Annotated in this window: 8 protein-coding genes and 1 pseudogene; 2 read left to right on the forward strand and 7 right to left on the reverse strand. The window is 37.2% G+C overall.

Translation table 11 applies throughout. The annotated features are described in order from the left end of the window. Positions 1-6: 6 nt before the first annotated feature. From CAPGI0001_RS08810 to CAPGI0001_RS08830, 5 genes and pseudogenes are all read right to left on the reverse strand, one after another. Positions 7-3,153 (reverse strand): SusC/RagA family TonB-linked outer membrane protein, encoded by a 3,147-nt coding sequence (locus CAPGI0001_RS08810; RefSeq protein WP_155813465.1) that lies wholly within the window; start codon positions 3,151-3,153, stop codon positions 7-9. Between the two features lie 255 nt (positions 3,154-3,408). Continuing rightward, a complete protein-coding gene (locus tag CAPGI0001_RS08815) occupies positions 3,409-4,731 on the reverse strand; it encodes a DUF4302 domain-containing protein (RefSeq protein WP_002668801.1) in 1,323 nt (440 codons plus the stop codon). Between the two features lie 7 nt (positions 4,732-4,738). Further along, positions 4,739-5,875 (reverse strand): substrate import-associated zinc metallohydrolase lipoprotein, encoded by a 1,137-nt coding sequence (locus CAPGI0001_RS08820; protein WP_002669006.1) that lies wholly within the window; start codon positions 5,873-5,875, stop codon positions 4,739-4,741. An 11-nt stretch (positions 5,876-5,886) separates the two neighbouring features. Next, positions 5,887-7,515, reverse strand: coding sequence for a RagB/SusD family nutrient uptake outer membrane protein (locus CAPGI0001_RS08825; protein WP_002668988.1), 1,629 nt, complete (start codon positions 7,513-7,515; stop codon positions 5,887-5,889). An 18-nt stretch (positions 7,516-7,533) separates the two neighbouring features. Continuing rightward, positions 7,534-10,631 (reverse strand): annotated as a pseudogene (locus tag CAPGI0001_RS08830) (carboxypeptidase-like regulatory domain-containing protein). 445 nt (positions 10,632-11,076) lie between these two features. Here CAPGI0001_RS08830 and CAPGI0001_RS08835 point away from each other — a divergent pair. Then, positions 11,077-11,388, forward strand: a complete 312-nt coding sequence (locus CAPGI0001_RS08835) for a hypothetical protein (RefSeq protein ID WP_002669113.1) — start codon at positions 11,077-11,079, stop codon at positions 11,386-11,388. 57 nt (positions 11,389-11,445) lie between these two features. Here the strand turns inward: CAPGI0001_RS08835 and CAPGI0001_RS08840 are convergent, their stop codons facing one another. Continuing rightward, positions 11,446-11,940 (reverse strand): hypothetical protein, encoded by a 495-nt coding sequence (locus CAPGI0001_RS08840; RefSeq protein WP_002668898.1) that lies wholly within the window; start codon positions 11,938-11,940, stop codon positions 11,446-11,448. 254 nt (positions 11,941-12,194) lie between these two features. Here CAPGI0001_RS08840 and CAPGI0001_RS08845 point away from each other — a divergent pair, with 254 nt between their 5' ends. After that, the gene (locus tag CAPGI0001_RS08845) at positions 12,195-12,455 is read left to right on the forward strand and encodes a SemiSWEET family transporter (RefSeq protein WP_002669103.1); all 261 of its coding nucleotides are present in this window, start codon (positions 12,195-12,197) and stop codon (positions 12,453-12,455) included. A 120-nt stretch (positions 12,456-12,575) separates the two neighbouring features. Here CAPGI0001_RS08845 and CAPGI0001_RS12615 read toward each other — a convergent pair whose 3' ends face one another. Beyond that, positions 12,576-13,025 carry a hypothetical protein gene (locus CAPGI0001_RS12615; RefSeq protein WP_002668870.1) on the reverse strand — a complete coding sequence of 150 codons (450 nt, stop codon included), beginning with the start codon at positions 13,023-13,025 and terminating at the stop codon, positions 12,576-12,578. Positions 13,026-13,138 lie beyond the last annotated feature (113 nt).

Here is a 13,138-nt window from a genome sequence, read left to right on the forward strand (position 1 = left end):
TGATAATTAAAGTCCAACACGTAAAGTAAAGATAAGTCGCTTAGGAGGTATAGGAGCGTATCCATTAGCCAAATAATCAGGGTCATCTCCGTTGAGCTTTTTATCTGCATAGAGCAAGGCTATATTGGTAGCTTGTAGCTTGAGACTAAGCTGACGAATACGGGTCTCACGCAAGAAATCCTTATCAAAGGTATATCCTAAAGAGATTTCTTTGAGTCGAATATTATCTCCTTTAGCGATACGGACATCGGAATAATCATAAGTAAGATAAGCTTGATTCATTTCCTTCCATCCATTGAAAAGTCTTTGATACATATAAGTGGTATAGAGTACTGGAACATCTGTCTTATTCTCATCTCCTGCATATTGCCAACGATTATTAAGTTCTCGTGGTACTGCTGAATAGTCATTATATACATTTCTCATACCTCTGAGTCGTACTACATTTCCATAAGAATAGGTTAGCACCACTCCCAAAGAAATCCCTTTATAATGGAATGTATTGCTAAGACTACCCTTGTCAGTAGGAATAAGTGTTCCTGAATATTTTAAGAAATCTACATTCTGACTATCAAAACGTATTCCATTGATAGTTGTTTCTCCATTTTGATCTCTGAAAGTAGGAAGTCCTGATCCATTCAATCCATTGAAAGGAACTGAGAAAAGAGACTTAAGAGGATAGCCTTCTTTGGCAAAACCTCCTTGCGAAGTAGCATTTTGAGAATTATAGCCCACCATATCCTGAATAGTAGGATTCGTAAGAAGCTTAGTAACTTCATTAGTGGCGCGAGAATATACAAAAGAAGTCCTCCAAAAGAAATCAGCTGTTTTGATATTTGTGGTTTCCAGTCCTATTTCCAACCCACGAATACGCATCTCAGCCATATTTCCTTTCTTAATGATAGTACCACTAACCCCTTGTGTGGTAATTCCTCCTATAAGATCATAACTCTTACGATTGAACCATGCTACTGATAGGTTAATACGATCATTAAAGAGCCCGAATTCTGTGGCAAGGTTCAACTCTTGATTCTTCTCATAAGTAAGATCATGGTTGGCTGTATTGGAAATGCTTAGCCCCAATTCTCTCTGAGAAGAGTTTCGCCAAGGATCGTTAGTATATATTTGTGACAATGAATTGCTTACAGAAGGAGCCACTGCTGTCACCCCAAAAGAAGCACTAAAGCTTAAGTGAGAAAGAGGCTTGAGGTGTTCGAAGAATTTCTCCTGAGTTACATTCCAGCTGAGCCCTGTATTCCAAGTAGGCATCCAACGAATATAGGGTGATGGTCCAAACTGATTAGAAGCATCATAACGCAAAGTACCATTAAAAGTATAGCGATTCTTGAATGTATAAGTAGCGTTCCCAAAGAAAGCTTGGTAGTTGGTAATAGTATTACCTATACTATAATAAGTATAGCCCTGTTCCTGCCAAAACTGGAACCATTTGTAGGAATAAGTACCATAATTTCCAGAATTATACAATACTCCGAAATGGTCTGTCACATCATTAGTATACTTAGCATTATCCATCTCAAAGCCTCCAAAAAGAGCTAATGTATGAAGGCCATTAGCGAAGGAATCATTATAATTAATTGTGGCTCTGAAAGTATTGGCTGTAGTAGTACTCTCTGTCTTTCTACGAATACCTCCTTCTGGAAGAACAGATATAGGTAAAGCGAAAGGATCATTAGGGTCTTTGTAAAGATACTTATTATATGTTCTTATCAAAGCATTTGGCATATATCTGAATGAGTTTGCATAGTTCGAATTCTCATTCTGTTCTCTATTGGCTATATTGGATTGGTAACGAATAGCCCCCATTAGAGTTGCCTTTATTTTAGGTGTAATCTTGTATGTGAGCTGAGCTTGGAGGCGCAATGTTGCTACATTGGTATCTGTATAAGAATTGTTCATTTCCTCCAAGGCATTAAAAGGAGTATATCGGTACTTATAGTGTTCCTTAGGATCCAAAAAGCGAGGACGAGTAAGAGCATAATTATAAAGAGTTGTTCCCGCTATAGTTGGTGTAGATTGTGAACGATAAGAAAGGTCTGTGATTACGTTCAAAGCAAACTTGGAAGAGAGGTTGTAGTTTGCATTGAGATTTCCTGAATATTGAGAATAGGTAGTATTCTTTTGCCATCCTGGGTCAGAGAGTAAGCTCAAAGAAGCGTAATAAGAAGATTTCTGGCTTCCTGAAGAGAAAGAAAGTGTATGGTTCTGCATAATGCTTGTCTGGAAAAGTTCCTTAAACCAGTTGGTATTTCTCTTTTCTGCAGCTTGCATATAGGCCAGACGTCCTTCAGGAGTATTGGGCACTGTGAAATTCCCATTATTATCCAAAACATTATGTAGTTCATACATTCTTGCTATCAGTCCTTTTCGCTCCCAAATAGAAGTAAAGTCTGGAGTAAGATGCCCTCCTCGTATGAGTTCTTGTATGACAGACATTTGGTCTTGAGAGTTCATAATGTTGTATTCGCCATAAGTAGGGATAAAGCGGAAAGTAGATTCGTTAGTATAGGTAATACTACTGGAACCGGCTGTACCTTTCTTGGTTACTACCTCCACAACCCCTGCAATAGCACGAGGCCCATAGACAGCTGTGGCTGAAGCATCCTTCAGTACTTTGAAGCTCTCAATACTCTCAGCAGTAAGACCTGGAATGGCTGAAGCAATAAGCATCTTAGCATCGTCAGAGACGAGTTCTTCTGGTTTTAGATCTATATTATCTTGGAGAATTACCCCATTGAGCACCCAGAGAGGTTTTGCCTCCTTAGCGATAGAGGTTTGTCCACGAGTATTGGTATTCATAGGAGTACCTGCTTCTTTTTTAGCATTTTGGTCTACCAAAGAGAGAAGAATAACATCTACTGTGGTAGAAGTAGGTGTAAGCTCCTGGGTCTGCATCCCTTGTAGGGAGAAAACCAAAGTTTGTCCCTTGGTAATAGTCAAGGTATATAACCCTTCAAAATCGGTGTGTGTGCTCTGTGAAGTGCCTTTGACACTTACCTGCACCCCTGCGAGTGGCTTGGACTTGGTATCCCTGACCACTCCAGAGATTTTCAGCTCCTCTTGCCCAAAGGAAGTATAACATACCCCACAGAAGAGCAGTAGCATAAATAACATTTTCAGTCTCAGTGTATTCATATGTGTTTTTTTGTATTTGCAACTGTAAAAGGACTTTTTCTTAAAAAATTTTAAGAAAAAAACCCAAAAAAATAAATCCTTTCAAAAAGCAGACAAAAGTACGAAAAAAAATGGGAATATTATACATTTTAACACACAAAAAACCTTATAACAAAGGACTTTTAGGTGTTTTTTAAAATCATTGATTTAGAAAATATTATAAAAAAAGACCTCTCTATAAGAGAGATCTTTTCTCAAGGTTTATTATATTTTTCTTTATTTTTTTACTAAGAACCACACATTAGCATCACCAACCGAAATAAGGCGGTAATATTCACTCGAATGATTTTCAACTGTATAAGGTGCACTCCTTACAAGAATTTCTGCAAGCCATATAGCTGGATCCTTAAAGAAGTATAAATAATTCTCTTTAGAATCCTGAGGGCCTTTACTCAAGAATTTGACTTGAGTAGGAGCACCTGCTACTCCTACGAAATCTACCAGATAATAACCAGACCAACCGCTACCATCTTCTGTTGTTTCTACTATTTCTATTCCTGTAGCATTTTCTCCCTCATTCCCTGCCATAGGGGCAAGTTTTACTTTCTTCGACAGAGTTCCCCAACTAAAGATATTTTCTGCCCAACCCTTAGCTGCTTCATATTTTTCTATAAGATAAGGAGAAGCCTTAGAATCCTCAAAACTTATAACTGTAGAATTAGTTATAGTCAAAGGAGAAGGCACTAAGGCTGATGAGAAATTTCCATCTGGAGATACTAAGGCTGTTTTATCTTCATTGAAATAAAGTTCAGAGAGGGTAACATTATTAATACTTACTGGCTCATAGAACTTAATCCCTTTTTCTGTAACGATAAAGGCTTGTTGCTGATACTTAGTATCATTTTCATAGAGAAAAGCTATCTGACGTGTAGTTGGGAAGAGTTCCAGTTTTACTTGAGTTCCTCCTATACTAATAGGAGAAAGTCCCTTACCCAAGAGTTTGTCACGATTTTCTCGAATCTTATTTAGGAAAGTCTCTCTATCGGTAGTGAGTTTTGAAAGGGTCATGATATTTCCATTCCTTTTCCCTCTAAGGGTAAAAGTCTCCTTTTCCACCTTATCAATAAAGAAGTCTACTTCTCCTCCTCTAGCATCATGATAATTGGTTGTAGAACTAAAGAAGTGGTGAATGATATCTCCTTTGGTATTGAAACTTAAAATAGGGAATTCAGATATGGTATAAGAATAATAAGTTGTTTCCTCTCTATTGGTAGGTACTACTTCTGAGGAAGCCGTTACTTTACCTTCAGAGAACTTCAAGATAAAATTATATCCTCCTAAGGAGCGGTGATACTTAGGAAAATTAATTGTTGAAGGGAAGAGGGTATTCAGATAAGGATATACCCAAAAACCTTCTTGATACTCTTCAGGATAGTAAGTAAGCAACCAATAACCATCATGTCCTTCTAATAATTTTCTAGTATTTTGAAGGCTAGAGAGTATGCGCTCTTTGGGATTTTGGTCAAAGACAGGATCTTCCTTATATTCACAAGCTGTAAGGAAGAGCAAAGCAAGAGATGCTATTATATATTTTTTCATATTACAATCAATTATTATTAAGACGTGTAAAATCTTTTTTATCTACTTCATTTCCTTCAAAATCTTTACCTACCACATATTTGTATCGGCTACGGATTTCAGCACGAAGGGCATCGAGATCAATATTCCAAGTAGTAGAGAGATAATTCTTCATAATTGCTATTTTTTGTTCTAACTTCTCTTTTCCTGTATATTGTTCTGTATCACGGATTTTTTCATCGGCGGTTTTTAGCACTTCTTGCCATATCTTTGCTGATTCATTATTCATTTCATCCCATTTTTCACTATCCACATAATTATAACGCTTATTTCTCCAAGTATTATAAGCTTCTGCATCGTAGCCATCAGGGAAATTATTGTAATCGAGATTAGTAGAATTTTTTCCCCATTTGGACTGATCGGTAGTAGCACAATTACAACCATCCAAATCAGCATTAAAATATACAATATAGCGAGCCAAAAGCTCTACAAAGTCCTCATCCTTATTAAAACTTGAATAAGTTGTAATAAAGCCTGCCTTAAGGTAATCTGTTGTTCCATAGCTTCCCCAAGCAGATACCCAGTTTCCTCCTTTGTAGTCATTGGCTGAGACTTGTTCGTAAGCGGGAGAAAAGCGGATAGCTTGGTGCCATGTATGTGCATTTTCATGATAAAGGGTCACTAAGAAGTTGTCATTTAACCAATAGATACTATTGGGCTGTATATTATCAATCTCAGTAAGGTGGATCTTTACCCCTGCCGACGCTAATCCCACATTCTTAGAGCCATCGGCATTGAAAGCAGGATCTCCCAATAACAACAAGATATTAAAGGAATGCTCCTTAAGAAATCTCTTAGAGGTAACCTTGATATAAGGTTCTATAAATAGATAATTAAAAATATTGACAAACTCTATAGATTTATCATATTTTGCGGGGGTATAAGTATAGCTACGAAAGGTTTCCTCATCCGTAAAACGATAGAGGATACGGATATTATAAGGCTTCTCTATGTTTTCATAGAGATAATTATCCAATTCGCTCTGATGATTTATATTTTTATCATGCAGTACAGAAGGTGTAAGTGCACTTTCATCAGGAATTTTATCATCTGCAGTACAGCTTATGAGGCCTACTGCCAAAAGAGAATATAGTATTTTTTTCATAAGTTCAATATTTATCTTGGATTGGGTTCCATTCCTGCTCCTAATACCTCGTCAGGAAGTTGGAAAGTGTTTCTATTATCTCCAGAGGTAAGGATATCTGGCACTTGGTAAGCACCACTATTTCCATATTTTTGGTAACGAGGTACTTCTATATTATAGCGCCTAACATCCTGCCAACGAAGACCTTCGCCCAAGGTAAGGACACGACGACATTGTAATATATATTGTATCATAGCTTCCTGATCTGAGCCTTCTACAAGGGTGAAAGACGGATGCAAATGCTTTTTCTGAGTAACTCCCTCAGGAGTATTAGTAGCATAATCTATAGAATCATAGAAGTCCTTTACATTTTGTATGGTGAAGCCTGTATTTATATGAGCGGTACGTACCCCATTTTGTTCCTTATAATCGGTAATATAAGCCTTCGTCCATAAGTTAAGATCATCCATTGCTCCTTGTAGGTCAGAAAGCATTACCTTGGCTTCAGCTCTCACTAAGAGGGTTTCATCGGTGGTGAAAGGTACAATAATCGTACCATAGTTGGAGCTTGATCTCCTAAAGCGTGGAAACTTACCTACATTGACTATATCAATATATTTTCCCCCTGTAGTATTCACAAAAGGGGTAAACCAATAAAGCGGATATCCATTATTTGCATTAAAGGCATCTTGATCCCAAAGATTCTTCGTTCCCAAAGTTTGGTTATTAGCCACAAAAGTATTGTGGGTAAAGCGAGCATCGTACAATTCATCCAAGTAATAAGCCTCTAACATATTAGTAAAGGTAGGTTGTAGCATAAGGTTAGCCTCAATACTTTCCTTAGTATAATACATAGCAAAGTTATTCTTTGTAGAAGAACCTACATTGGCTCCATCTCTAAAAGCTTTCCAATTTCTAAGAAGTTCACTTACATCTCCACTTAGCACTACATCGGCAGCATCTAAGGCTTTCTGCCATTTTTGATAATAGAGATAGAAACGTGCTGCAAAAGCATAAGCCGCTTTCTTATTGAAGTGATACTTAGGTAATTGGTAATAACGATCCTCAATAAGAGGAAGTCCTGTTTCCAAGTCACTTTCTATCTGTTGATATACCTGAGCGACAGTGCCACGGGGATATTTTACGATTAGGTTTTCTTCAATAGTCTTGGCATAAGGAATCCCTAAATCAGTATTACTGGTATGAGGGTTATACATTTTAGAAAAGGTAGTTACCAAGCAAAAATGAGCATAAGCCCTTATAAGTAGAGCCTCCCCTTTGGCAGGTTGTAATTCCTGTGTATTTCCTAACTTTTCGATCGCTTGTAAGGCTTCATTGGCCAAGGAGACAGATTCATAATGATATTGCCAAAAATTATGAAGTCCATCAGTATCCCAATATTCCTTAATAGGTTTCCAATAAGCGGCTTCTATGGCAAAGAAAGGAATCCCAGGCACATTTGCTCCATTATCAGCTATATTATCGGAAGCCAACTCGGTGATATAAGTATTGGTAGTTTTAGGATAGGCACTAGTAAGTATATTTTTTATTTTTTCAGGAGTATCTATTTGTTCTACCCTATTATCAGAGAGTTCGTCTAATTTATTACAGGATGTCAAGCCTATGGCTATCATCCCTATGAGTAAAAGTATCTTTTTCATGTTGGAGTAATATTTTAATTATAAACCAAGACGCAAGGTGAAAATAATTCGCTTAGGGGCTACATAAATTCCTGTAGCACGAAAGTCAGGATCATCTCCATTGAGTCGCTTATCGGCATAGAGCAAGGCAACATTAGTTGCTTGTAACTTGACACTGAGTTGGCGAATACGTGTTTCCTGCAAGAAATTCTTATCAAAAGTGTATCCTACAGAGATTTCTTTCAAGCGTATATTATCTCCCTTGGCGATACGTACATCGGAATAATCGTACGCACGATAAGCATGTTCTGTAAGATTTTTATAATCATAATTGTATTCTTGAGCAGAGGTATAGATAGCAGGGATATTTGTTTTCTTCTCATCTCCTGCAAATTGCCAACGATTCTTTAGTTCATTAGGTAAGGTAGTAACGTCCGAATAAAGACCACTATAGATACTGCTTACATCCCTTAGGCGTACCACATTACCCCAAGAATAGGTAAATACTATCCCAAAAGAAAGTCCTTTATAGTTGAAGGTATTGGAAAAACTACCTTTGTCTGTAGGAATAAGAGTTCCTGAATATTTTAAGAAATCTACATTTCTTTCTTTCATATCTACCCCAAAATGAGTAGGATTTCCATCAGGCCCTATGAAGGTAGGTAACCCTTCACTATCCAAACCATTGAAGGGTACTGAGAAGAGTGAACCCTGAGGATACCCTTCGCGAGCAAAACCTCCTGAACCACTGTACCCCACCATATCTCCTACAGTTGGAGCTGTATTCAGTTTGGTAATTTTATTGATTGCTCGAGAATAGACTAAGGAAGTTTTCCAAGAGAAATCTTCGGTTTTTATATTGATAGTTTCTAATCCTGCTTCTAAACCTTGTGTCTGCATCTCGGCTATATTCCCATATTTGGAAATCTGTCCTCCTACTCCTTGAGTAATTACAGATCCTATCAAGTCATAACTCCTACGCTTGAACCATTCTAAAGATACATTCAAGCGATAATTCAGAAGACCAAACTGAGTTCCTACATTGATTTCTTGTGTCTTTTCATAGGTAAGATCACGATTTGCTAAATTAGAACGATAGATTCCTTTTTCTCTAACAGAAGAATTTCTCCAAGGGAGATCGTAATAAAGCTGAGTGTAAGAATTAGTAGCATAAGGCGAAACAGCGGTCAGCCCCAGAGAAGTATATATATTGAGATAGGAAAATACTGGAGTAAGATGCGTAAAGAATTTTTCCTGTGAGACATCCCAAGTAAGTCCTACATTCCAAGTAGGCATCCATCGGATCAGACGCGAGGGTGCAAACTGATTAGAGGCATCGTAACGTAAAGTACCATTGAGTGTATAACGGTTGCCATATGTATAGGAAGCATTCCCAAAGAAGGCTTGATTATTATTGACTGTATTAGAAATATTATAATAGCCCTCCGAACGTTCTTGTAAATATTTTAAGAACAAATAAGAATACGCTTCTAAGTGACCAGAATTAAAAAGTACCCCATAATTATGATTCTATCGTTAGAGTTTTTAGCATTATCCATATCAAACCCTCCATAAAGATTCAATAGATGAAGGCCATCTGAGAAAGAGTCGTTATAGTTAAGAGTAGCACGGAGGTTATTCCCATTAAAAGTAGTAACCTGCTTAGTACGTTTTCCTCCTTGAGGCATCACTATCTCAGGGATTGCAAAAGGATTGTTAGGATCTTTGTAAAGATAATCATTATTTTCTCTTATACTTTCATTGATAGCACGATAACTCTGAGCTATATTAGAGTTTTCTGTTATATCTGTATTATAGACCCCTGATTCATAGCGGATAGCTCCCATGAGAGTAGCCTCTACCTTAGGAGAAATCTTATAACTGAGTTGCGCTTGTAAGCGCAAGGTTGCCAAATCAGTCGTCATAAAGTTATTTTCTCTTTCTCTATGAATATTGAAGGGGGCGTAGTAGTACGCATAATCATCCTTAGGATCCATAGTACGTGGTGTTCCTAAGGCATATTCATACATATTCTTACCATTACTTCTTTTTTCCTGATAAGAAATATCTGTAATCACATTGAGACTAAGTTTGGAAGAAAAATTATAAGTAGCATTAAGATTACCTGCATATTGGGTAAGTTCTTCTCCTTTTTGCCAACCTGGATCACTAAGCACACTCAAGGAGGTGTAATAAGCAGATTTTTCTCCTCCTGAAGAAAAAGACAGCGTATGGTTCTGCATTACACTGCTCTGGAAGAGCTCTTTGAACCAGTTGGTATTCCTATGTTCGGCTACTCTCATATAAGCCAAGCGACCTTCTTCGGTATTGGCCACTCTTGGATTTCCATTGGCATCCAAAATATTATAGAGTTCATACATCCTCCCGACTGCTCCCTTGAGGGTATAGGTTTTATAGCTTTCGGTAGGCATCATCCCTTTTCTCATCATCTCTTGTACAAAAGACATCTGATCCTGAGAATTCATGATATTATACTGTTTGTAGGAAGGGATAAGTCGGTAAGTGGATTCGTTAGAATAAGTAAAACTACTGGAGCCTGCGGTACCTTTTTTGGTAACAACTTCCACGACTCCTGCAATAGCACGTGGTCCATAATAAGCAGTAGCAGAAGCATCATTGATCACTCTAAAGCTTTCAATACTCTCAGCTGTAAGTCCCGGAATAGCAGAAGCTATCAGTGACTTAGCATCGTCGGAGACCAAATCCTCTGGTTTGAGGTCTATATCTCCTTGAAGAATCACTCCATTGAGCACCCAAAGAGGCTTTACTGTTTGAACAATAGAAGTCTGTCCACGGGTATTGGTATTCATAGGAGTCCCCGCTTTTTTCTTAGTTCCCTCTTCTCCCTGAGCTAAAAGGGTAACATCCACTGTAGCGGAAGAAGGTGTAACTTCTTGTGATTGCATACCCTGTAGAGAGAAAACCAAGGTCTGTCCCTTGGTAAGAGTAATCGTATACAATCCTTCGAAATCGGTGTGTGTGCTCTGCGAAGTGCCTTTGATACTTACTTGCACCCCTGCCAGTGGCTTGGACTTGGTATCCTTAACCACCCCAGAGACAGCCAGCTCTTCTTGCGCAAAGGAAGTATAACATACCCCACAGAAAAGCAATAGCATAAACAATGTTTTCAGTCTCGATGTATTCATATGTTCTTCTGTATTTTTTCTTAATGAAACACTTATTTTCATCGTTTTACAAGTAAAACTATAAAAATAATTCTTCTTTAAAAACAGACAAAAGTACAAAAAAAAACTACACTGCCTATACCTTTAATAAAAAATTAAACTTTTCACAAAGGACTCTACCATTTTGTTATATACATTTAACATATTTATAGCTTCAAATCAAATAATCTCAAGAAAACTGTCATACAAATTAAAAAAATACAATCATACCCTTTTTTGGTGATTTGTATATTTTTTCGTATCTTGCACCCAACTATGGGGAACTACCTTATCATAGATAAAAGGACGAATTGCCTCTTATACAAGGGCGAATTGCAATTCGCCCCTACTTTGGTGACGCTTATTTTCGTAAGCCCCTCTATTTAATCATGATAAAATGAGAAAAAATAAGATTTTATATTTTGCTATATTGCCTATTATCTTCTTTCTTGTTTGTGGATGCACTTCACAAGAAAAGAAAAATAGTTATGAAGACAGTCCAATAGTAAATTTTGACCGAGACTCTGTCTTTTATCGGTTGAATATAAAAGAGGATGGGGAATGGTATGTTTTCTCAACAGAGGAATTGAAAATAGATTATACAAAAAAACTTAGTTATTGTATAGATTCTTTTTCGTGTATTCCTGCCAAGTATTACAACACTGAAGAAACCATGTATGATAATTGCTTAGATTGTGATAACAATTAGGATATTTGCCCTCTTAAATTCTTTGAGTAGCATACACAACAGCATGTATCCAAAGCCTTATACAAGTCGAAACATTTTTCCAAGAAAAGCACTTACTTTGTGCAACCAACCCTTATCCTTGACATTCCCTAAGAACCATTGTTCGAACTTAGGGTACTGATATCCCTGCGCTACACACACCTCTACTATAAGCTCATATTTCCGATCACAGCTCAGGCGATAAAAAAAGTCTATACTCTCATCAAAGAACTGTACCGCATGTAGGGAGATATGCTTCTCCAAACATTCCTCAGAGACAAGAGGTTTATTCTTGGTCTGATTATAAGCATTGAAGCGCAATAACTCCTCCTTTGCTAAATATTTTCGTGCCTTCAGATCCAACTGGGAAAGATAAGGCAACAAATGATTGGCAGCCTCCAAAAGCTGCTCCAAACTATAATGAAGCTTATCCAAGAGGATATCCACCCGACGCCCCTTATAGACAAGACCAATCTCATAGGAATCCTGGACTATCTTCCTCTCTTTTAAGTCATTAATTTCCAATAATTTCATGTGTTTTTTATTTTAGATATTCTATATACCTCTTTTCAGAAATTTTTCTTATGCAAAAATACGAATCTAAAACGAATTTATCTATAGTAATTTTTATAATTTTATCTTATTTAATGAGTTAAATATTTATAAAAGAAATAAGATTCTCTTATTACACTATTTATTAAAAGTTAAATAAAAAATATTACATCCTCTATTTGAGAAATATTTATATATTTGCTGCGAATATCTAACAGAAATAAATATTATAAATTATGGAAAGTAAATTCGTCCGTATTCTTAGTATTGCCGCTACAATCACCGCTGTGTGTATGTATGTAGCCTATATAGACCAAATCCAAAAAACATGGGGCGATGCTACCGGTCCATGGTTACAACCATTGGTAGCAGGTATCAACTGCACTTTGTGGGTAGCTTATGGTTTCTTAAAACGAGACAGAGACTACCCTATCGTATTCGCCAACCTTCCTGGTATCATACTTGGATTCCTTGCCGCTTACTCTGCAGCGTTCTAAGATAGATAATAACAGGAATCAATAGTTAAAATATGATTCGCTAACTTCCTAAGATGCAACTTATTGTGTCTTACGGAACAACTTATTGTATCTTAACGAATTGAGCCTCACAATCATTTCCTACTTAAGCCCTAAAAGTTTCTTTTTCCTTTTGAAGGGCTTGTACAGCCGTTTCTGGAGTGAGATGTCCCGATTTGTCTGTAACAAATGAGTTTCAACTGTAGTAGGAATTGTTGTAACTTCTGTTGCTGCAACAGTGATCTTTTCCTCTTGAGCCGCAACCTCATAAGGGACAGCATCAGGAGTCACATCCTCACCTGTTGTAAATTCCTGTTCTCTCTGAAGAGAAGTTTCTCCCACAATAGTAGTATCAGCAGTTGCTTCAAGAGGTATTTGCTCTGGAGCAACTGCTTTTTTCTTAGTCTCTTTACGATCCCAACCTTGTAAGGTCATGATAGCCTTAATAGCTGCAAGCTGTTCACGTACAGCAGGATAGACTGTTTTTTCGCCTTGCGCTATTGCTTCTCCTGAGGCGATACGTAGCAAAATCTGTAATATCTGTTCTTTCATCTCGATTATATTTTTACTTTTGAAAACGATGCAAAATTACAACATTTTAGATATAAAATCAATACAACAAAAAGTTAAATATCGAAATTTATCTTTCACCCTTACTTTGGCTC

Source organism: Capnocytophaga gingivalis ATCC 33624 (genome assembly GCF_000174755.1).
In the GTDB taxonomy this organism is placed as follows: Bacteria; Bacteroidota; Bacteroidia; order Flavobacteriales; family Flavobacteriaceae; genus Capnocytophaga; species Capnocytophaga gingivalis.

Coding starts and splice junctions, on each gene's coding strand:
- CAPGI0001_RS08810 (WP_155813465.1), bottom strand. CDS start 3,153: ATGAATACACTGAGACTGAAAATGTTATTTATGCTACTGCTCTTCTGT.
- CAPGI0001_RS08815 (WP_002668801.1), bottom strand. CDS start 4,731: ATGAAAAAATATATAATAGCATCTCTTGCTTTGCTCTTCCTTACAGCT.
- CAPGI0001_RS08820 (WP_002669006.1), bottom strand. CDS start 5,875: ATGAAAAAAATACTATATTCTCTTTTGGCAGTAGGCCTCATAAGCTGT.
- CAPGI0001_RS08825 (WP_002668988.1), bottom strand. CDS start 7,515: ATGAAAAAGATACTTTTACTCATAGGGATGATAGCCATAGGCTTGACA.
- CAPGI0001_RS08835 (WP_002669113.1), top strand. CDS start 11,077: ATGAGAAAAAATAAGATTTTATATTTTGCTATATTGCCTATTATCTTC.
- CAPGI0001_RS08840 (WP_002668898.1), bottom strand. CDS start 11,940: ATGAAATTATTGGAAATTAATGACTTAAAAGAGAGGAAGATAGTCCAG.
- CAPGI0001_RS08845 (WP_002669103.1), top strand. CDS start 12,195: ATGGAAAGTAAATTCGTCCGTATTCTTAGTATTGCCGCTACAATCACC.
- CAPGI0001_RS12615 (WP_002668870.1), bottom strand. CDS start 13,025: ATGAAAGAACAGATATTACAGATTTTGCTACGTATCGCCTCAGGAGAA.